At 57.2% G+C, this 20,139-nt stretch carries 19 protein-coding genes; all 19 read right to left on the bottom strand.

Annotation, left to right across the window (positions count from 1 at the left end):
- Window positions 1-10: 10 nt before the first annotated feature.
- The 19 genes from AC13D2_RS03505 to AC13D2_RS03415 all read right to left on the bottom strand — a co-directional run bounded on the left by AC13D2_RS03505 (window position 11) and on the right by AC13D2_RS03415 (window position 19,962).
- On the bottom strand, window positions 11-4,696 hold the full coding sequence (locus AC13D2_RS03505; protein ID WP_482938229.1) for a DUF6701 domain-containing protein: 4,686 nt from the start codon (window positions 4,694-4,696) through the stop codon (window positions 11-13).
- Window positions 4,693-5,109 (bottom strand): hypothetical protein, encoded by a 417-nt coding sequence (locus tag AC13D2_RS03500; RefSeq protein ID WP_300498783.1) that lies wholly within the window; start codon window positions 5,107-5,109, stop codon window positions 4,693-4,695. The genes AC13D2_RS03505 and AC13D2_RS03500 overlap by 4 nt, the downstream gene beginning before the upstream one ends.
- A complete protein-coding gene (locus tag AC13D2_RS03495; RefSeq protein WP_300498781.1) occupies window positions 5,099-5,872 on the bottom strand; it encodes a PulJ/GspJ family protein in 774 nt (257 codons plus the stop codon). The genes AC13D2_RS03500 and AC13D2_RS03495 overlap by 11 nt, the downstream gene beginning before the upstream one ends.
- Window positions 5,872-6,381, bottom strand: a complete 510-nt coding sequence (locus tag AC13D2_RS03490; RefSeq protein WP_300498779.1) for a type II secretion system protein — start codon at window positions 6,379-6,381, stop codon at window positions 5,872-5,874. The genes AC13D2_RS03495 and AC13D2_RS03490 overlap by 1 nt, the downstream gene beginning before the upstream one ends.
- A complete protein-coding gene (locus AC13D2_RS03485; protein ID WP_300498777.1) occupies window positions 6,378-6,851 on the bottom strand; it encodes a pilus assembly FimT family protein in 474 nt (157 codons plus the stop codon). Before AC13D2_RS03485 ends, AC13D2_RS03490 begins: the two co-directional genes overlap by 4 nt.
- Before the next feature lie 142 nt (window positions 6,852-6,993).
- Window positions 6,994-7,497, bottom strand: coding sequence for a type II secretion system protein (locus tag AC13D2_RS03480; RefSeq protein ID WP_300498775.1), 504 nt, complete (start codon window positions 7,495-7,497; stop codon window positions 6,994-6,996).
- A gap of 33 nt (window positions 7,498-7,530) precedes the next feature.
- Entirely contained in the window at window positions 7,531-8,049 is a 519-nt protein-coding gene (locus AC13D2_RS03475; protein WP_292046390.1) for a prepilin-type N-terminal cleavage/methylation domain-containing protein, read from the bottom strand.
- A gap of 25 nt (window positions 8,050-8,074) precedes the next feature.
- On the bottom strand, window positions 8,075-8,653 hold the full coding sequence (locus AC13D2_RS03470) for a hypothetical protein (RefSeq protein WP_292046389.1): 579 nt from the start codon (window positions 8,651-8,653) through the stop codon (window positions 8,075-8,077).
- A complete protein-coding gene (locus tag AC13D2_RS03465) occupies window positions 8,654-9,883 on the bottom strand; it encodes a type II secretion system F family protein (RefSeq protein ID WP_300498772.1) in 1,230 nt (409 codons plus the stop codon).
- Entirely contained in the window at window positions 9,883-11,679 is a 1,797-nt protein-coding gene (locus AC13D2_RS03460; RefSeq protein ID WP_292046387.1) for a GspE/PulE family protein, read from the bottom strand. Before AC13D2_RS03460 ends, AC13D2_RS03465 begins: the two co-directional genes overlap by 1 nt.
- A 3-nt stretch (window positions 11,680-11,682) precedes the next feature.
- Window positions 11,683-12,753: a tetratricopeptide repeat protein gene (locus tag AC13D2_RS03455; protein WP_482938228.1), complete on the bottom strand. Its 1,071-nt coding sequence runs from the start codon at window positions 12,751-12,753 to the stop codon at window positions 11,683-11,685.
- Entirely contained in the window at window positions 12,750-13,589 is an 840-nt protein-coding gene (locus AC13D2_RS03450; protein WP_300498766.1) for an ExeA family protein, read from the bottom strand. Before AC13D2_RS03450 ends, AC13D2_RS03455 begins: the two co-directional genes overlap by 4 nt.
- A gap of 1 nt (window position 13,590) precedes the next feature.
- Entirely contained in the window at window positions 13,591-15,327 is a 1,737-nt protein-coding gene (gene mshL / locus AC13D2_RS03445; protein ID WP_300498764.1) for a pilus (MSHA type) biogenesis protein MshL, read from the bottom strand.
- Window positions 15,324-15,635, bottom strand: a complete 312-nt coding sequence (locus tag AC13D2_RS03440; RefSeq protein ID WP_300498762.1) for a hypothetical protein — start codon at window positions 15,633-15,635, stop codon at window positions 15,324-15,326. The genes mshL and AC13D2_RS03440 overlap by 4 nt, the downstream gene beginning before the upstream one ends.
- 1 nt (window position 15,636) lies before the next feature.
- Complete coding sequence (gspM, locus tag AC13D2_RS03435; protein ID WP_300498760.1) at window positions 15,637-16,335, bottom strand: type II secretion system protein GspM; 699 nt, start codon at window positions 16,333-16,335, stop codon at window positions 15,637-15,639.
- Window positions 16,332-16,940 (bottom strand): PilN domain-containing protein, encoded by a 609-nt coding sequence (locus AC13D2_RS03430; protein ID WP_292046382.1) that lies wholly within the window; start codon window positions 16,938-16,940, stop codon window positions 16,332-16,334. The genes gspM and AC13D2_RS03430 overlap by 4 nt, the downstream gene beginning before the upstream one ends.
- Window positions 16,937-17,845, bottom strand: a complete 909-nt coding sequence (locus AC13D2_RS03425; RefSeq protein ID WP_300498758.1) for a biogenesis protein MshI — start codon at window positions 17,843-17,845, stop codon at window positions 16,937-16,939. Before AC13D2_RS03425 ends, AC13D2_RS03430 begins: the two co-directional genes overlap by 4 nt.
- 160 nt (window positions 17,846-18,005) lie before the next feature.
- A complete protein-coding gene (gene ssb / locus AC13D2_RS03420) occupies window positions 18,006-18,533 on the bottom strand; it encodes a single-stranded DNA-binding protein (RefSeq protein WP_300498756.1) in 528 nt (175 codons plus the stop codon).
- Window positions 18,534-18,591: 58 nt separating this feature from the next.
- Window positions 18,592-19,962 (bottom strand): MFS transporter, encoded by a 1,371-nt coding sequence (locus AC13D2_RS03415; RefSeq protein ID WP_292049419.1) that lies wholly within the window; start codon window positions 19,960-19,962, stop codon window positions 18,592-18,594.
- Window positions 19,963-20,139 lie beyond the last annotated feature (177 nt).

The raw sequence follows: 20,139 nt of genomic DNA, 5'->3' as shown, positions 1-20,139 counted from the left end.
GCTAACGAGGCTAACGCTCTCCCCAGTAAATAACCCGATCGTTGCCACGGTAGACACCGAATGTCGCGATGGCGGTAGGGTCTTCCTTGCTGCCATTACCGTCGAAATCGTCCTGCCAATAACCCGGCACCGGGTACCTCACCCGAATGCTCCCTGTATTGCCTTCACCGGGTGCTGAGAGCACAATTTCTGAGCCTGATTGGGGAGCGCCTCCTGCCAGCATTCCCGTTGCGCCATCCACAACGGTGTTAGGCGGCGTATCGGTAATCACCGCATCTGCGGTGCTGTATACCCAACAGTTTTCATCAGCGTGGCGCTCAAACCGGGTCCCGTTCCAGATCTGCACTTCGAACGGCACTCTCAAATCCATGGTTTCCGGTCCATAGGCGTTTTCCAGAACGAGTCTGCCGTAGCGTATCGACGTACCGGTCGATTGAAGCGCTGGCAACTCGGAGGCCGGCATCGCAACGCCATCACTGTCGACAATTCCAGTCAGCTCCATTTCCAACTCTGCGTTGAAAGGCGCAATCCGGGCGTTGGCATCACGGGTGTAAACGAACTCATCAGCCCCTGCCTCGTAGATCATAGTACCGTTGCCATTGGATACCAGACTTGGCATATCAGCTGTAGTCATTACCTCCAAGAGTGTGCCCTGTGTACCAACTTGGCTCAGGTCTGACACTGGATCATTGCGACTGAAGTCCGTTACCGAAAGCTTTTGCCACCCCTCCCGATAATTCTGCGTGATTGGGCCAGTACCGTTGGCATCGTAGGCCCGCGCAGCGAGCGAAAAATTGGGGGGGATATCGTAGCCAAAGCCCTGGCCCGTATAATTAAAACCGCCGCATAAATTTTCCAGAACGCCATCCATCTGGTTTTCCAGTGAAAACTGTTCGGGATAGAAACGTCCTACCGGGCCCGAATCACCCACCAGTGTGATCGTACGGCCCAGGTAGGCACCGCTGAAATCCACTGCAACCTCGATGACGCCCACCTCATTGTAACTGGCCGATCCTGTCACCGAACCATTCGAAAAACCACTGAGAGAGCTCAGCCCTGCCAACCCTGGATCCGAGGCACCTGCGGGCCCCGCCGCCAGGTACCCATCAACTGTCACAGCAGTATCGAACCCATCCACAGTGGCGTTATCTACAAGGTTGGCATTGTTAGTTGCCACACCGTCACTATGGTCATCAGGCTGACCATCGTTATTGACGTCATCGGCGTTCTCGTAACGAACCGCTCGCACCTGCACATCAAACGGCCGGCCTGCTGCCTGGAATGCTGCCCCCCCAGAGGTATTCCCCGCTGGATTTCCGGGCACTGTCACGGCCAGACCGAAGGGTCTTACTGTCAGCGCACTACTGGTTCCCGCCAACGTCAGTGGGGCGTTATTTTCGTCCAGAATCAGGCCTGTTTCGCTATCCTCCAGTTCAAGCGCGTAATAGCCAACATCTGTGGCGTCCAACCGCAACTCCGCCAGCCCCTGGTTGAAATCAAACGTCAGGTTCGTTGCGGCGGGGCGAGCTGAGAGCAGCGTTGTGCTTCCAGCGCCGGCGCTTAGTTCCGGAGCAGCTGAGCCCGGGTCGGACGATTGGCGGGTGAGCCATGCTCTCAGATCAATTGGGCCATCGAAGGCCTCGACCCTGCCACACTCGTTACTGATTGGATCACGTCGCAGAACCTCTGCCTGCAACTCATGAGGACGCCCCGCAATCAGATCTGACCCGAAACTGTCAGTCAGCGAAATGACCAAGGCGTTTTCGCTGAACTCCACTACCTCTGAGGCTCCAAACTGACCTCCAGAAGTATCTCTGACATGGATGGTTAAACGATCTGCCCTGCTGTTTGCAAGTCCCAGAGTGATCGCTCCGTTATCGGCTGTATCAAACTGATACGTCGCCTGGCCATCGTCATCAGTATCGGGCAAAGGTAAGAGCGCCCCTGAAGCAGACACCCTTTGCCAGTCTCCATGGTCCGAGCTGGTACTGAGCCCGATCATTCCCTGATAACCGGTTAGCAAGTTATCGCCAGCGTCTTCTGCCTGAATCTGTACATCCACCGGAGCACAGACACTGGCCGTCGCAGCGACAGTGACCCGGAAATGGTCCAATACCTGTGCACATGGACGTGTGCGATTTGCTTCACGCAGGATCGCGGCGTCAGACAAAGCTCTGCCATAGAGCCGCACCTCGTCAATCTGTCCTTCAAATTCTCGTCCCGCGAACCCCTGATCCGCACCAATCTGAAAGGGATCAGTCGTCAACTGCAAAGACTCGCCGGTAAACGTCGCACGCGCCTGTTCGACTCCATCAATCACCATGCGCTGCACACCGTCGCGCCGCGAGTAGATAATGGCAGTGTGAACCCAGGTATTTAACGGCAGGCTAGAACCGGAGGTAAACGACCGCGAGCCACCGCCATCAACCGTCCACCACCAATACAGTTCGCCACTACTGTTGAGATGAAACTCGTAATTCTCATCCTTCGACACGATCGTCTTATAACCCCCCCCCGTTGGCAAAGCTGCGGTGTTGATCCACGCCATTAAGGTGAACTCATCACTCACAGAGAGCTCCGGGTCGTGAGGAACGTCCACAAATGCCCCCCCCGACAACGTTGCGCCGTAGCATACTTGCGCTGGTTCAGATCTGGCACCACTAACGCTGCGGCCGTCGAGGCCAGTGCCCCGCAGTTCCTTGACCTCACCGGGCGTACCATCCCAAGTCGGCCCTTCCAGTGCGTATACGGCGCGAAGTGAAAAGTCCGCAGCGAAGTCCTGAGAGAAGGCCAGAAAACTCGCCCGTTCGGTGGTGTGACTGAGATCCTGATCAATGGCCCAATCCTCTTCTATTTTAAGATCAACACTCGCGGTACTTACTGAACAGCGACGAAGCCAGCCACCGTCGCCACCATCGCGTGTCGCCTGAGAGCCAATCACCCTCGGAGGTCCAGGATACAACTGCAGGAAGCTCACTGAGTCACAGCTGACGGTACCGCGTATCTGGTCAGCTGTGACTTGGGCTTCAGCACTAATTGTCTGACCATCGTTATCCACGAAATCGCTAATCACGCCCTGTTCTACCGCCAGATAGGCGGCGATTTCCGGGCTGGAAATTGAGATGCCTACGGCTTCTGCACGCTCCAGAGCAATATCCACACCGGTGGGTCCCAACTGGTCCTGCGCAACTGTAAACCAAGGATCCGAACGACCGGCTGGAGCATAGAGTTCGTTCGCTGCAGTCTGGAGATGACTGATAACAGCGGGCGTACTACTGAAGGAGGTTAGAAAATTGAGTCGTGTCCAATTAGGATCCAGCACATTAAGGAGAGGGTCTGTTTGCAATGGCAACTGCCCTACTTCCATTCGCGTGCCGTCCGGGAAACGGTGTTGGCCATAAGTAACAGCGAGGTAGTGAATCGTTGTGGGCTGGTCGGCTCTGGGAGGATACACAGGTGCCAAGGGCGGCTCCGCAGGAAAAACCTCAAAGCCTTGCTCGGTGATGTTTCTTACTCGTACTGAGGAAGGTTCAGGGTTGTTGTCGTCGCTCAAAACAAACACGGCCGGTGGCGAGGGGTAGACCTGGTCAAAGGTGACCGTCGTTGACTGCCCTCCCGGAATTGTCACCGAACGTGATTCCAGCATTAGTGGCTCCGGCTCCGGCGGCTTGATCTCGGAGTCGAAAATAAAAGCGTCGGAAAACGCGATCAAGCTGACGTCGTCTCCCTGGTGGCTGCGTTCGCTGTCCTGAGCTTGATCCTGATCGATAACGAGACCCAGCGAATCGCCCGATAGCGAACACTGGCGTAACCAACCTCCATCGTCATCACGGCGGCCAACCTTGCTGGCCAATGCAACAGGAGTATTCCCGAAGCTGCTGGTAAAATCGAGGTTGCGGCAACCATCATCCCAGCCACGAACCGCTTGGGTATCGATTCTGGCTTCAAATAGAATATTGACGTTGCCTATGGTGGTAAACGAAGCGTTGTTCTTGCTGTCGAAGGCGATGTAACCAACCGTTTCCGCCTCGTCCAACGGATCGAAAAAATAATTTGAGCTATTCCCGGCGCGGCGATCATAGACCTCACTTCGCTCAAGGGCATAGTCAAATCCCCCGGCACTCACGCTCTGGAACACGGTCGTCAGCCAGGGATTGGAAACATCATCCGGCACCGCGTTGGTCTCGTTGTTCAGGGTTTGGATGGCCCCAATGACTGCGGGCTGCCCGACAAACCCGCTGGTGAAATTATGACTGCCCCAACTGGTAGCACCGCGGCCATTGAACTGCACATAGTCGTCACCAACAAGTGGCCTGCTGGATAGCAACCCTGCCTCAATCGCTGTCCCATCTGGCAAAGTGTGGCTGCCCGGCTCAACCGCTATGTAACTTACGGTCATGGAAGCGTGAGGGCCGTCCCAAGAGAACTCCTCCACCTGAGCCATCTGAAAGCCAGTCGTCGTCACGTTGTCAATACGTAACGCTGAAGAGTGGAAACCATCGCTGGTTGGTAAAGCGACGACCACCGGCGGTGCTGAGTACACCTGTTTGAACGAAAAGCTGAATAGTCCGTTCTGACCGCTCGTCGCAGGAAGATCAATCGTTCCGCTCTCCATCTTCCATGCATGAACGGGCAGGGGCAGGGACACCAATATCAGCAGAAACAAGATGCGAGTGTAAAATCCAGACACAGTCATCGAACTCTGACCTCCACCGTCCGAGAGGCGACTTCTGTGCCCGCCCCACATTGGCCGACGCTGACCAGCGTATAAACCGTTTCCAGTGCTGGACCTCCCTCGATGTCCGCCTGCACCGAGGAACAGCTCAGACTGGCGGAGCAACTATTAAGCCCGGACTGGGCAAAACTCAGTGAGCCGGGCACCGATCCACAACCGCCGCCACCGTAGAGCGCTTCAGTTACCGCCGCCTGGGCGCCACTTTCAGCGGCATAAAACGCTCGCTGAGACAGGATCTGCTGGCTAATAGCCACGCCGGTAATTTCCTGCTGCTGCGCCATGCTGACCACAATCAAAGCCAGTACCGTGATAACGAACAGGGCAACAGGCAAACCCGCGCCACTTTGTCTGCTCCAGGATCGTTTAGGGCACATTACGGATCTGTACCTCCTGGCTGACCGTGGTGACCTCGGTACCGTCTGCACTCTCAAGATCGAAGGTAAACTGAACGACGGCTGCCCGCTGAAATGTGGCCGGTATAACCCGGAAATCCACCGTCCCGGTCACGCTGACAGCCAGCACCTCTGGTGTACCTGAGGGAGGGCCTGACTGTGCAAATGTTGGAGAGTAACCACTGTACCGATGCAAAAATTTTCCACTTTGACAGATACTTACGGGATCGCCCACCACAAAAATACGTCGCGCAGGTGAGTTGGTGTTGAATCGATGAGTGGAGGAGAGGGTAATGGTTGCAGGGAACACCGTATTATCAATATTAGAGATGGTTGACGACACCGGCCCAGGATCTGACCCAGTGTAAAGATCGCCAGTGCTAGTGCCGTAACCATAAATAACCGCCCTGTTATTGGCACCCGACGGAGGTTGCGCAAAGGCGGCAATGTCAATCTGATCAAACCCCGGACCCTGTGTCCTACCGAGGTAGCTAGTGCCTGCCACAAACGGTAACCATTCGATACAGGAGCCAGTCGTTCGTACCGAAAGCGGAAAAGCCTCACGGAGCTCCCTAGTTAATTGCTCGCTGATTACTACAGCCTGCAATGCCCGCAACTGTCTTCCACTGACATCCAGTGCGCCCTGAGTCGACAGGCTTACGAACCTTACGGAAACGATAGCCACAATGCTCAACAGCACGATCACCATAATCAGCTCTATCAACGTGTATCCGCGGTCCGCCATCAATAATTCGCCCTGTAAACGGAAAACACGTAGCTATTGTTGCCGGGATCGGTCACCGTCAGATCAATTCGCTTTGCCTCATCCCCCGCCAGGCCGATCTCATCACCGGCACAGGTGACGACAACAGAAACCCGGAAATTCGCATAATCGGCTGCAAGCGTCGTGCCTTCGGCATTTTCCGGGGCTGCACCGGAAATCGCATTGTAGTCGTCAACATCGTCATAGTCCTCGCGGTTGTCCTCTTCCGTGTCGATGATGCAGCCCGCCTTCCTGGGAACACCGCCAACGGGCGTGTCTTCGTCAAACCGCCGACTGATAATCTCATCCATGTATATCTGGGCAAGAGCCACCGCTCTGGTCTGGCTCAGCGGATCGGCACTACGCCCTGAAACAAGGGCGAATGCACCCACTACGCCGGCAATGGCGATGCTGATAACCACAATAGTGATCACCAGTTCCACCAGTGTGGCACCCTGCTGCAATCGCTCGTACCTGTCTCGAAGAGTCATCGGCAAGCCCCACCATAAACGGCACCCAGCGAGCTGAGGCAAAGATTGAACGTGCTATCCCCAATGATGCGGAAATTGATATTCGCTCTCACCATCGGCGATACCACTCGCCCAAAGTCATCAAATTCCACCGTTAGGCCGCCAGCAGGAACATTCGTATATGGCGCGTTCTCTACGCTATAAGCTAGTGTTGAGCCATTGCGCGATAGAGAGAACTGAGATGAAGCTGTAGTAAAGGTGAACTCATCGTCAGTCTGACGGATGATCAGTGTGTCAGAGCTGTTTCCTGCCAACGCTGCCTGCTGTGCAAGCAGCGTGGCGGAAGAAAGTTGCTGTGTAACCAGCAGGGGAGAAAAGGCAGAACGACCTGAAAACAGACCAGCCCCGAGCGCCGATAATACGCTAATCAGGATGATGACCATAACCAGCTCAACCAAGGTGAACCCCGAGGCTCTAAGGGCTTTTCTCATTTTGTGCCCCCTGTAGGTATTTAGCTAAGCTGGCCGGGCTCACAGACCGACGATTAGGCGCAGAGAATATTGCATCTGTATCAATACAGTCTTCTCAGACTCGACCTTAACCGTTGCCAAACTCGCACTATCCCGGGATTTCTTAGCAGCCGGTCACATCAGCCGCCACCGCCGGCGCAGCGGTAATTGGACCAGTATTGTCCGTGTCTGCGGTCGCGGCTTGATAGGTCACTTGGCAGGTACCACCAGTGTACCCGACAATAGTAAAGGTCGCGGTTGTGCCACCAGTAGCGCCAGCGCCTGCAATCGCATAATCGTTTGTCGTGTCCACATCTGCGGCTGCAACGATGCCACCCGCATTCGCTGTGGGATACCCGTTTACCATTGCGACTGTTTGGCCATCAAGATTGACGCTAGTGCCCAGAGCCGCACCGTCTGCAGCCTGACGGGCATGCGCGATTGCAGAGGCCGACTTCAGTGCACCAGCAAGCCCCTGCATGGAAGCGGCACGAGCATCACCACCAAAATCCGCAAACCTCGGCAACGCAAACGCCGCCAAAATCCCGAGAATCACAATCACCATCACCAGTTCGATAAGGGTGAAACCTTTCTCTTTTCTTGCGGCCATCTGGTTCATCATATTCATGGTCTTCTCCTGCTTTTGCTGCCTATAAAAGGATTAATTGATAACCCGAATCACTTCGCCAGAGTCGGCGTCGTATTGAATGTTGTCGGTGCCACCATCGAGGTTGTACTCGTAGGTGCACACAGACCCACTTGAACTTGCTGTGTAATCGGTTGTATCGCCCGACGTTGCGACGGTCGGCGCGTTTGACTGCATCAGGGCCAGCCAGAGGTTTTGGCACTCTGTGGCACTCATGGCCGTCGGGTCGGTGTTGCCACTCACGCCCGTTGGCCAGCCATCGGCGCTCACGTCGACGTTTTCCTCGCCAAAGCCGGGAAGGTCGGTCTGTGCACCAGCGGCGCCACTGGCGGTCCATTGGGCACGAACCAGTGCAACAGCGGCGGCGTAGGCGCCCGAGGTGCCCTGGATGCTTGCCCGGTGGGCCTCGTCCGACAGTTCGGCGAACCTTGGCAACGCAAAGGCTGCAAGAATGGCGAGTATGGAGATCACCACCACCAGCTCAATCAGGGTAAACCCCTTTGTCTGGCGGGCATTTATTGTCATTATCCTCATCGCGTGGCCTCCCTGAGGCTTGTTATCAATGTTCGGCACGATCGTTTGTCTCCACCGGCTGTAACCTCAGTCCGGACTGGAGATCCTGTCCATCAAGGCGCCCGTTGCCATTCCTGTCCGTGAACTCTACCGCCACAACCCAGGCCATGGGTGTGTCGACGCTTCCCTGTCTGTCCCCAAGGGATATCGGCTGGCGTGGTTGAAATATAACCCGTCCCTCCGCGCCTGCTGTGTCTTTTTTGTAGCCTTTATCGCCGGTTTGTAACCGCTTGAAACACCATCGGCCCGGCTCTGGCCGACCGTCATGACAGATTCCGTCATACCAGGCCGGTTCCGATCCGAACCACTCGAAAGGGTTTCTGCCCACCCAGGCTCTGAAGTCGGCCCCTTCCTGCAGGCGAATCTCGGCTCCTTTTACGACCAATACACTCCTGATCTGGTTAAGCATCAGCCGTGTACCTTGCTGTTCTGCCCTGCCGGCTTCGCGTTCCACGACTCCCAGCAATACCCACCAAAGGGTCAAAAGGATGCACAGGGCAACCAGAAATCTCAGCCGATGTGCGTTGGTCAGCACCGACATCGCCGAATACTTCTGACTGGTCATTCATCCACGCCCCATGGCGGCCGCCCCCAGGTCCCATATGGGCAGGAACACGCCCAGTGCAAGAATGAGAACCAGAATGCCCATGGCCACAATCAGTATCGGTTCGATGGATTCCGCAAGTCGTTTGAGGCCGTAGTCCACATCTTCATCGTAAAAATCCGCCACGTTCACCAGCATGTCGTCCACCGAACCGGTTTCCTCTCCCACCGCAATCATCTGCAGGATCAGCGGCGTGAACATATCGCTCTGCCGGGCTGTCCGCAGGAGGCTTTCACCGCGTTCAATACCTACCCGCATTTCCTTGATGTGTCTGGAGATCCAGGCGTTATCCGTGGCGTCTGCAACCACGGTCAAGGCATGGGTCACGGGCATGCCCGCAGACAGCATACTGGCGAAGTTACGGGCAAACCGGCTTAGGGTGATCAGCTCCAGCAGCGGCCCTATAATGGGCATTCTCAGTTTGTAGCGGTCCCAGGTCAGGCGTCCCTGCTCGGTGTTTTTCCACTGCCTCACCAAGAGCGCCGTTGCGGCCATACCGAACAGTACGATGTACCAGTAGCCCAACAGGAAGTTGGAGGTGCCGACAAGTACCTGGGTCAGGAATGGCAGGTCGGCGCCCAGTTTGTTGAATACCGCCGAGAACTTAGGAATCACCAGGAAGTTCACCACCATCAGAGCCGCAAACAGGGCAATCACCACGAAGGTGGGATACCGCATGGCCTGCTTGAGCCGCCTTTTGGTGTCGCGTTCCAGTTCGAGGATCTCAGACAGCCGCTTGAAGGCATCGTCCAGTTGCCCGGTGTTCTCGCCCACGTGGATCATGGCTATAAACAGATCCGAAAACACCTTGGGGTGCGACTGCATGGCGGTGGCCATCGTGGAGCCGGCCTCAAGACGATCCGTTACGTCGTCCAGCACTTCGCTGAGCGCGGGCGAGCGCGTCGTATCCGCCAGGCCGCGCATGGTTCGTATCAACGGGATGCCGGCCTTGGTCAACGCATGCATCTGACGGCAGAACACAATCAACTCGTCCAGGGTGATTTTCTTGCGGAACAGCGGCAGATTATTCAGCCGATCGCCGATGGAATCGCTTTGTGCCTGCTCGCGGATCGCCAGGGGTGTGATGCCCCGCCGCATAAGTTCGGACGCTGCCGCCTCGGGGCTCGGCGCAGCCAGAGCACCCTGTTGCACGGTTCCCCTGCTGTCCTTACCCCGATACGTAAACTGCATCAGGCACCTCCCTCATTGGAGGCAAGATTGTCGGGGCCGCTGCTATCAGAGGATTGAGAGAGCACCGGCACGTCTTCGAGGGACACTTCGCCCTCAGACGTAGCCGCCACCCGGGCAACCTCTTCCAGGGTGGTAATGCCCTGCAAGGCAAAGTCCATCGCACACAGACCAAGCGGTCGGAAAAGGTGGCTTCTGCGGGCTTCCCGGGTGAAACCGGCGATGTCCTGGCGGCGCAGCGCGTCCAGCATCCCCTCGTTCATTTCCAGCATTTCGTACACACCCAGACGCCCCCGGTAACCACTATTGCTGCACTGGTAACAGCCACGGCCATGAACAAATCCGGCCTCCAGGTCCAGCGGATCAAGATCGAACTGGTTCAGCCAGACTTTTTCCTGACTGGTGGGCTCGTAGGCCTCGCGACAGTTCTCACAGACCTTGCGCACCAGCCGCTGGGCAACGACACCAAGCAGGGAACTGGCCACCAGGAATGGCTCCACGCCCATATCGATCAGTCGCATGGCGCTGCTGATGGAGTCGTTGGTGTGCAGCGTCGAAAGCACCAGGTGGCCAGTCATAGCCGCCCGCAGGCCAATCTCGGCGGTTTCGTGGTCTCGCATCTCGCCCACCAGAATCACGTCCGGGTCCTGGCGCAGCGCGGCGCGCAGTACACTGGCGAATTCCAGTCCGATTTTCGGGTTTACCTGTACCTGGGTAATGCGCGGCAGCCGGTACTCTACCGGGTCTTCTGCGGTGATGATTTTGACTTCCGGGCGGTTAAGCTCGGTTAGCGCCCCATAAAGGGTTGTGGTCTTACCGCTACCGGTCGGTCCGGTGACCAGGATCATGCCGTGGGGCTTCTTGATCATGCGGCGGAAGTTTTCGAGCAGCGTTTCCGGCATGCCGGTGACGTCCAGGCTCAACATGCCCTGGCTCTGGTCCAGCAAACGCATGACCACCGACTCGCCGTACTGAACCGGCATCGTGGAAACCCGCACATCGATGCTGCGGCCCTTTACGCGGATATTGAAGCGGCCATCCTGGGGAATCCGCTTCTCGGAAATGTTCAGGCCAGCCATCAATTTAAGGCGTAGCACCAGAGCGGAGTTGACCCGCTTTTCCTTCATCACCTGTTCCTGCAGCACGCCATCCACCCGTTGGCGAATACGTACCACGGTCTCGTCAGGTTCAATGTGAATATCGGAGCTGCGGGCTTGAACGGCATCTTCAAACAGCGTCTGCAGAAGCTTTACCACAGGTGCTTCCGCGCTTTCAGACTCGGCGCTGAGGTCCGCCAGGTCAAAAGCGTCGTCACCCAGCTCGTCTTCCAGTTCTTCCGCCAGCGAGGCAATTTCGTCAGTACGGCGATACACCAGATCGAGGGTATTCAGTAGTTCGCTTTCTCGCACAACGGCCTGCTTGATCGGCTGTTTCAGCACCCGCACCAGTTCGTCGTAGGCGAAGATGTCGAGCGGGTCAGCCATGCCTACCAGCAGCTCACCGCTCTGTTCCGCCAATACGATACTGCGGAAACGGCGAGCCATGGCTTCCGGCAGTTTCTTGACCAGCTCGTTGTTGAACTGGAAGTGGCGCAACTGAACGAATGGCACATCCAGTTGGCGCGACAGGATGTTGAGAAGGTTGTCCTCTTCCACATAGCCCAGGTCAATCAGGGTACGGCCCAGCTTGCGCCCGGTATTTTTCTGTTCACGCAAGGCAGTCATCAACTGTTGCTCAGTGATAACGTCGTTCTGGACCAGCAGGTCGCCTATGCGGATTTTTTTCTTTGCTTCAGTCATGGATCATCCTGCCCGCAATGCCTGCAGGCGTTGCTCTACGTAGTCGGCCAACGACCGGGGCAACCCCGGAAGTTCGGCTGCCTGCCGGTAGGCCCTGGCCGCTCCGGCCCGCTCGCCCTGCGTTTCCAGGGCAATCGCCAGCCCCACCCACCAGGGAGCCTGACTGTCATCCCAGGCAATCAGTGCCGCCCAGTGCCGGGCGGCTTCTGCACTATCACCCTGTTGTTGTAGCAACGTTGCCAGCGTAACGCGGTATTCGGCATGCCCCCCCACGGGCGGAATGCTCGACGTCAGTGTGTTTAGGGCCGCACCCAGATCATTATTGGCGTGCAAGGCCCTCGCTCTGAGCAAACGCAACGCCGGGTTTTGTGCGGTAACCTCGGCGGGCAGCCAACCAAGGGCCTGATCCTGCTTGCCATCAACCAGCAACGCCCTGGCAACAACATAGCGGCTGCGGGGAGCACCCTGCTCCCGGATCAGGGCGGCAAGACGACGCTCTGCGTCGGTAATACGGCCCTGCGCCACCAACTTTTCCAGTTCCCTCGCAGCGCTCCGATCGGTCGCAGCAGGCGTTTCCCGCACCTGTTTCACGTCAGCAATGGCAGTCTGTTCGGGTTCCGCTTCCTGAGTTTCTGTCTCTGTTGAGGACGGTTCTACCTCTTCCCTTTTCGCCACCGAGACGGGAGAGGTCTGGGCCGGCACTTGTTCCGCTGTGTCGGGTTCCGTGATGCCGGGTTCCGTGGTTTCCGGCGGCAACGGCTCTGGCGCCTGGTTTTGTGATGCGAGTGTTTGCGGGGTGGATGACTGTATTTGTACCGGTTCCGGCTCAACCATCGCTGGCGACGACACGGGCTTTGCGGCTTCTGCCGGTTCTGCGGGGGCAGAAGAGGAGTCAACCGAAAACAGCCAGTAGCCACCAAGACCTGCGACAACGATCGCCACAACTACCAACACAATCAAAAACACGGGCCTGCGATTGCTGACCGGCGACTGACCGCCAGCATAGACCCCGGATGCCACAGGCCGGTCCTGGCTCTGTTCGGCGGCTCTCAATGCATCATTGAGCAAACTCATAGCCACCTCACCAGAAGGCTGGGCACGCGGGCGCTGTCAGTGTCCCTGACAGCCTGCATCACGTGCCAGCGGCTCACCTGCCGGTCGCCTCGACCCCACGCCGACAGCAGGGACTTATGGGCGATAATATTGACCAACCGCGGGATGCCGCCGGATGAGCGGGAAATCAAACGCAATGCAGAGGGCGCAAACAGATCACCGCCGTTGTACCCGGCCTGGGATAGACGGTGCCTGAGGTATTGTGCCACCGACACCTTATCCAATGGCGCCAGACGGTACTGAAAGGTAATCCGTTGCCGTAGCTGCCTCATGCTGTCCTGCTGGAGTATCTGGTCCAGTTCCGGTTGTCCGAACAGCACTACTTGCAGCAGCCGGGTACTTTCGGTTTCCAGGTTAGTCAACAGACGCAGGGCCTCGATGGTTTCCTCGGGCATCGCCTGGGCTTCATCAATCACCAGCACCACCTGCCGCTGATCCATGGCCAGCGCAATCAGGCGCTCGCTCAGGGCTTTCAGTATCTGGTGGGTGTTGGCGCAACGCGCAACGTCCACACCCAGTTCCTCGGCCACAGCCTCGTAGAGGGTCTCCGGTGTCAGGTGAGGGTTGGGGATGTAGGCCGTATGGGCATCGTGCTCCAGTTCATTGAGCAACAACCGGCACAAAAGGGTTTTGCCGGTACCGACCTCGCCGGTGATCTTTATAAAGCCTTCCCGTTCACGCAAGGCCACCAACAGCAACTCCAGCGCATCGCTGTGGCTACGTGCCCGGAGGAAATACCGGGTGTTGGGCGTCAATGCAAACGGTGCTTCCTGCAGTCCGAAATGAGCTTCGTACATGCTAGCGCCTGGCTTTCTCCGGTTGGGGTTTCACAGACTCGGAAGACTCCAGCAGCTCCCGCAGAACCCGCATCCGGTCGCGACTGGCTGATACATCCGCATTCATCTGCTGGCTGCCGGCAACCACGGGGCGCAACAGGATGACCAACTCGCTCTTACGAGACTGGAACCGGCGCTGTTTAAACAGTTCTCCCAACAGGGGAATTTCACTAAAGAAGGGCACTGCCGAGTTGTTGTCCTCGCTGGCGTTCTGAATCAACCCGCCGATCACCACAATCTGGCCACTCTCGGCACGGATCACACTGTCGGTCTCGCGAACCGTGCTGAGCGCCAGGGGAAGGGTGACGTCCCGATCTCCCACCGTGATCACCTTTTCCTGATCATTCACCTCGCTCACGGAGGGGTGCACATGCAGGGTAATGGCGCCGTCTTCTGAAATCTGTGGGGTAACATCCAGCGAAATCCCGGAGAAAAACGGGGTCAGTTCCACTGAGGTGGAGGTCCGGTCAGTGGCTGTCACCGCCGAGTTGTTGTTGTTGAAGTCGATGTCCGTTACGAAAAACTCGTCAGTGCCAACCTTGATCACCGCCTTTTGATTGTTGACGGTCGAAATTCGGGGGCTGGAGAGAATCTGCACGTTGCCCTGCTCGCCAAGCAATTCGATCAACCCGGTAAAGTCGCCCGCCCGAACACTGGCCGAGAACAACCCACCAATATCTGAGGTAGTAATCACCTGCCCTGCCAGAGCCTGTGCGGTAAAGTCTTCTGGCAAGCCATCTGATGCGGTCACGCTAGACGCACTCTGGATATCCGCCCAGTTAATGCCTTGCTGATAGCCTTCGTTCAAACCAATCTCCAGGATCTTGGCTTCCAGTACCACCTGGCGCTGCATGATCAACTGAGTTCGGCGAAGGTACTCCTCCACCTGCGCCAAGGACTTTCCATCGGAGCGCACCATCACCAGTCCGGCGCCGGGGTTGATGATCACCTGATTGCCATTCTCCGACCCTACGATCATTTGCAGCGCGCGCTGAATATCGGTCCAGAAATCGGACTCGGTCTCGGTGGAGATTCGGGTACCCACAAGGTTCGCAGTGTCGGCGTTGTCAAAATCACCCTGCGACGCGCCCACACCGGTTGAACTGTCACGTGAGCTGCTGACCTGCCCTGAACTGACACGGGTCTCAGAGCCGCCACTGCGCTTGAAGTGCAGGTAGTCGATTGGAAACATCCGAGTTTGAACGCTTTCAGTCTTTACCTGAAACAGTCGCCCGTTGCGCTGAATATCCAGGCCATAGAGGTCTCCGGCGATATCCATAACTTCGGGGACAGTCACGTCCCGGAGCCTCAGGTCAACAACCGCGTCAACACCGGGATGAACCACTACGTTATACCGGCTACCTTCCACCAACGCTTCGAAAAACGGGCCGGCGGCAAGACCACGGGCATCGACATCGAACCGCTCCTCGTCATCCGTGTCAGCAGACAGCGACGGCATCAGGGCCGCACTGACTTCTTCCGGAACACCTGCCCGTGCAGCCTGCTCCCGCTCGGCACGCTGCAACGCGGATTTGGCTTCGGCCTCCGCCAGCGCGTCATCAATCGACTGTGCAGCGTCCGTCGAGGTGGCCTGACTGGTGCGCATCAGCGGGTTGTTGCTGCAGGCGGCCAGTGAGGTTGCCAGCAGCACGGTCAAAAACGTTCGATTCAGTGTCATAGCAGCTCGTTTGTCTGTCATTGCGAACTCCGCACTTGCGGAAGGGGTTCAAGGCGTAGAACGCGCACTCTTCCCTGATCAACCAGCTCAACCCGGTCGGGGTAAATCCGCCGAATGCGAACCCCCTCAAACGCCTGCCCTTCCCTGCGGGCCTCTCCATCGATAACCGCCAACCTGCGATTATTGCCAATAAATATCGATGCCAGCGAAAACTCCCTAGCCGGTTCCGACTGTGGCGCACTGGCGGAAAAGCCGCTCGGCCGGGTTGGGTCCTCAAGTGCAAACGCATACCCGGAAGCCAACATCAATATGATCAGCAGCATCCTCATTTCAGACTCCCAACCAGGCACGATCCAGGCTCAATGTCCGAATCCGAACCCGGATCTCGTTGTCCGGATATTCACTGACATCATAGTCAAGCAGCACCCAACCGAGGCGGGCGTCCATGGCTTCAAGGGTCTCAAGGTAAGCCAGCACGTCCATATAGCCTCCACGAATGGCGATTTCCGCATCGTGCGCGAACAGCAACGGCTCACGGGTTTCATTGTCGTCGTTGCTGTCAGCGTTTTCTGGCATGCCTGGTCCGTCTTCAAATACGGGCACAGGTGGCATCAATTCAACACCCAGCAGCTGAAGTTCGTCCTGGGCCGCCAGGATGTCCCGCAACAATCCCACCATGGCCCTCGGCGCGATCAGCCGCCCGGTGGTTTCGGCCAGCTCCTCATCAAGCTGTTCAAGACGTTGCTGGCGCGCAGCGAGCCTGTCCCGCATTTGCTGAGACGGGTCGGAAGACAAACGCGCGGTCAACACCTGTTGCTGCTCGCGCAACGACGCCTGGGTGTTGGCCAAAGAATCCAGGCGAGATCGGAGTTGGTCGTTGCGGCCCATCACCGGCGCCACGCACACTTCCCAGCCAACAAAAAGTACCAGGACCACGGCGGTTACAGTCATTATTGCCCGCTCGCGAACAGGGCGGTCGTTGAACCAGGCAGCGCCGCTATCAAATTGCTGGCGAAAATCCTGTTTCATTCTGCACCCTCCCAGTTCCTGTCCGTGGCAACCTGAAACTCAATCCAGCGCCCGTCTTCCTCTCGGTCAAGCCGGAAGCTACCGAAGGTCTTGCCCACAAAGGCGGGCTCCCCGCTGAGCTTTTCGAGGTATACCGGCACGAGCCGCCCCGTCTGCGACCTGCCCGCCAAAGCAACATTCCCCTGATGACCGTCCAGACGGATGTGCGTCAGCCAGAGCCCTTGGGGTACCTGTCGGGCCAATGCCGACAGCTGCGTTGAGAACCCCGCTGCCTCGCTGGTCACAAGGTCTTCCACACGACTCAGCAATCGCTGCCTTCGTGCCAGCGTCGCAGTTACACGCTCAAGGGCGGCTTCAACCTCAGGGTCGGGTTGGCGGGCTTCCGCTTCGGCGGTCAGTTGCTCCACCGAGCGCTGTAGCTGATCGTTCTGCGACTGCCGCGAATCGACCTTCGCCTGCAAGTCCGACGCCTGATATCGGACAACCCCTGCGGACACCACAATCACAACCAACGTCAGGGCCAGAACGGAAAGCGCCATCCGGGCCTGCAGCTTTTGCTTTAGGGGGCGGAGTTCGTCGGTATAGAGGTTGACCTGCTGAATCATTTTGCCCCCTTTCCGGTCGGGAACAGGCTTGCGCCCCAGGCAACCAGACAGCGGCTATCAAGGGGCTCATCAAGGCCGTAAGGTTCCCAATCCAGCGTTTCAACTGTGGCGGCCACATAGGAGGCAAGCATGGAGGGCAATGGCATCAGGTTATCACGCGCCACCAGGCGAATGACGGCAGGAGGCACCTGTCCCAACTGGCTTTCGTAATAATCGAGGGAGCGTTGCATCTCAAGGGCCAAAGACTGCACGGCGTTCTCCTGCCGCGTTGCATCCCGAAGGTCATCCGACGTCACATCCAGCCGTCTCGACAGGTACAGGGTTTCCCCTTTACAGACGATCATCTGCCCGAACCGCTCGCGCATGTGCACCACGGCCGTCCCCCGATGATCGGGATCAATGCGGGGCACCAGGTTACGCAGAGCCAACTCGGCGATATCAATGGAAATCAATGCCAGATCGCATTCCTCGACCAGCGCAACCAGCTCACTAACGAGAGATTTCCTGGCTGCAACCACGTTAACCAGATCCCCGCGGCCACGAGAAGCATCTTCCGGAAACGAAAATACATCGCAAACCGCATCGGACGGGTTAAAATCGAGAATGTCTTTGAGCTTCCACTTCAGGGCATCACCGAGCTCCGAGTCTTCAACGCCCTCCGGGCGCTCCAACTGGAAAACCTGGTATTGTTCCATCGGTAAAACCAGAGTGGTATCGACACCAGCCCAGGCGCGCGCCCCGACCAACCCACGGAGAACGGAGCCCCGCTTTGCTGGTAAGCAATCAGCAAAACCGACACTACCTCCGGCTTCTGCCCAGGCGATGCCATCAGGACGAATTTCCAGATAGACGTGCTGCCGCGTGTCAGAACGTTTCAGAAAGCTTTTTATAAAGCTCAGGGCCACTCGAAAGCCTCAATACCTAAATAATGGATAGTTGTTATTGTGGCCTCAATGGTAGTTGAATAAATAGACGTAATTCTATGTTTTATTGTTCTATTTCACTGCTTTTTGCAACTCGTTAACAGAAAAACCCCCGCTTGGCGGGGGCTTTTTGTAACTAACTCTAGAAGGGTATGTCGTCGTCGAAGTCATCAACCGGTTCTGGCATGCTGCCCTGTGACGGCTGATTGTACCCCCCGCCTCCGGATTGCTGCCCAGACGGGCCTGCAGCGGCGGGCGCTGCATTACCCGCTTGCTGCGGACGACCAGCGGGAGCACCTTGGTTCATACCGCCGCCTTCACCGCCACGGCTGTCGAGCATCTGCATCTGGCCGTTGATGTCCACCACCACTTCGGTGGTGTAGCGATCCTGACCATCCTGCCCCTGCCACTTGCGCGTTTGCAGCTTACCCTCGATGTAGACTTTTGAGCCCTTGCGGAGGTACCGGCCGGCCACCTCGGCAATCTTGCCGAACATCACAATTCGATGCCATTCGGTTTTCGGCACCAGCTGGCCTGTTTGCCTGTCCTTGTAGCTTTCATCGGTTGCAAGGTTGAGGTTCACCACCGCATTGCCGTTCGGGGTATAGCGGGTTTCCGGATCCTGCCCAAGATTCCCAATCAGAATAACCTTGTTTACGCCTCGTGCCATGATCTGCTCCTGACTCTGTTTTCAGGGATGGCCTGCCTTCCTTGCAGACCTCCGAATTTCAAGAATGGCCGCCCTGCCGGACAAAAGGGAAGTCCGCAAGCGACAGCTCATCAAATGTTTGACGATCCACCTTCAGATAGGCGGTTTCCGCCTCTTCCAGAATGACAACATCCTGCACCCCGGGGATGCCTCTCAGCGTGTCGTCAATCTCATCAAACTGACTGTAAACCACTGGCTGCAACTGTACCACGAAACTGGTGGTATGGCCCGGGGTCGACATCGTCAGCGCTACCGCGAGCCATATCAGCAGCGCGCCCACCATGAACCACAGTACGCCCTGGAGGCCCAACTGCTCGAGCAGAATACCACCAACCGCGCCACCCAGAAACGCCCCGAAAAACTGGGATGTGGAATAGACCCCCATAGCGGTGCCTTTTGCCGCCGCCGGCGATTCTTTGCTGACCAGAGATGGCAAACTTGCCTCCAGCAGATTAAACGCCATAAAGAAGAAGAACAGCACACCCCAGGCCATCGCAAGTCCGCTCTCAAGAGCACCGACACAGGCCGTTGATAGGGCAAGCAGCGCGATGGCGCCACAAAAAACAGGTTTCATCCGGCGCTTCTTCTCCCCAACAATAATAAACGGCACCATGGCAAAGAAAGAGGCCACCATAACCGTCAGATAAAACCACCAGTGGGACGAAGCGGGAAGCCCCAGCCGGTTCTGAAGTAGGGTTGGGAATACCAGGAACATCGCAGTTAACACCAGGTGCAATGCAAAAATCCCGAAATCCAGCCTCAGCAGCCGGCCGTCGGACAGGACGGTCTGCAACATCGCCTTGGCCGGATGGGTGTCCGCGCTGGATTTGTGCTCATGGGGTGTTGGCACCACCCGATTGACAACCATTATCGCTACCAGGGCCAGCACGGCCGTCGCATAGAAAATGCCAGATAAACCAGAGACAGCCCCCAGCAAGGGCCCCAGAACCAGCGATACGGAAAACGACAGACCGATGGAGATGCCAACCGTTGCCATGGCCTTGGTTCGCTCTTCCTCTCGCGTCAGATCACTCAACAACGCCATCAAAACACTGGCAATGGCGCCTGCGCCCTGAAGAATCCGGCCAGCGATTACAACGTATATGGAGTCTGTGGAGGCGGCCAGCAAACTGCCTGCAGCGAAAAGCACCAGCCCGATGTAGATCATCCGCTTGCGGCCAACGCGATCAGACAGCATGCCAAACGGAATCTGCAGTAGCGCCTGGCTCAGACCGTAGGCACCGATGGCGAGGCCAATCAGCGCAGGTGTCGCGCCGTCGAGATCGCTGCCAAGCAGAACGAACACTGGCATCACCATAAAGAGCCCAAGCATCCGCATGGCATACACGGATGCCAGTGCTGCAACGGAGCGTCTTTCCAGTGAATTCATGAGATGCCTGACCTGATACGGTGTCTGGAAACTAGAGTTCAGAAGGGACGCCTGCCCTTCGGTAAATCGCTGCGCATTGTAACAGAAGCCATGCGGGCAGGGCATCGCGCATTTAAGTGCTTAAAAGTCCCGGGCACTTGGCCTGCCGGGGGCCAAACGCGGTATAATTTTCGTTTT

The sequence above is a fragment of the Marinobacter sp. B-12 genome (assembly GCF_056857915.1).
This window is presented reverse-complemented; position numbering and strand designations above follow the sequence as displayed.

Bases quoted from the DNA above. Each gene is read 5' to 3' on its own strand.
- AC13D2_RS03505 (WP_482938229.1), bottom strand. From the start codon at position 4,696: ATGACTGTGTCTGGATTTTACACTCGCATCTTGTTTCTGCTGATATTG.
- AC13D2_RS03500 (WP_300498783.1), bottom strand. From the start codon at position 5,109: ATGTGCCCTAAACGATCCTGGAGCAGACAAAGTGGCGCGGGTTTGCCT.
- AC13D2_RS03495 (WP_300498781.1), bottom strand. From the start codon at position 5,872: ATGGCGGACCGCGGATACACGTTGATAGAGCTGATTATGGTGATCGTG.
- AC13D2_RS03490 (WP_300498779.1), bottom strand. From the start codon at position 6,381: ATGACTCTTCGAGACAGGTACGAGCGATTGCAGCAGGGTGCCACACTG.
- AC13D2_RS03485 (WP_300498777.1), bottom strand. From the start codon at position 6,851: ATGAGAAAAGCCCTTAGAGCCTCGGGGTTCACCTTGGTTGAGCTGGTT.
- AC13D2_RS03480 (WP_300498775.1), bottom strand. From the start codon at position 7,497: ATGAATATGATGAACCAGATGGCCGCAAGAAAAGAGAAAGGTTTCACC.
- AC13D2_RS03475 (WP_292046390.1), bottom strand. From the start codon at position 8,049: ATGAGGATAATGACAATAAATGCCCGCCAGACAAAGGGGTTTACCCTG.
- AC13D2_RS03470 (WP_292046389.1), bottom strand. From the start codon at position 8,653: ATGACCAGTCAGAAGTATTCGGCGATGTCGGTGCTGACCAACGCACAT.
- AC13D2_RS03465 (WP_300498772.1), bottom strand. From the start codon at position 9,883: ATGCAGTTTACGTATCGGGGTAAGGACAGCAGGGGAACCGTGCAACAG.
- AC13D2_RS03460 (WP_292046387.1), bottom strand. From the start codon at position 11,679: ATGACTGAAGCAAAGAAAAAAATCCGCATAGGCGACCTGCTGGTCCAG.
- AC13D2_RS03455 (WP_482938228.1), bottom strand. From the start codon at position 12,753: ATGAGTTTGCTCAATGATGCATTGAGAGCCGCCGAACAGAGCCAGGAC.
- AC13D2_RS03450 (WP_300498766.1), bottom strand. From the start codon at position 13,589: ATGTACGAAGCTCATTTCGGACTGCAGGAAGCACCGTTTGCATTGACG.
- mshL (WP_300498764.1), bottom strand. From the start codon at position 15,327: ATGACAGACAAACGAGCTGCTATGACACTGAATCGAACGTTTTTGACC.
- AC13D2_RS03440 (WP_300498762.1), bottom strand. From the start codon at position 15,635: ATGAGGATGCTGCTGATCATATTGATGTTGGCTTCCGGGTATGCGTTT.
- gspM (WP_300498760.1), bottom strand. From the start codon at position 16,335: ATGAAACAGGATTTTCGCCAGCAATTTGATAGCGGCGCTGCCTGGTTC.
- AC13D2_RS03430 (WP_292046382.1), bottom strand. From the start codon at position 16,940: ATGATTCAGCAGGTCAACCTCTATACCGACGAACTCCGCCCCCTAAAG.
- ssb (WP_300498756.1), bottom strand. From the start codon at position 18,533: ATGGCACGAGGCGTAAACAAGGTTATTCTGATTGGGAATCTTGGGCAG.
- AC13D2_RS03415 (WP_292049419.1), bottom strand. From the start codon at position 19,962: ATGAATTCACTGGAAAGACGCTCCGTTGCAGCACTGGCATCCGTGTAT.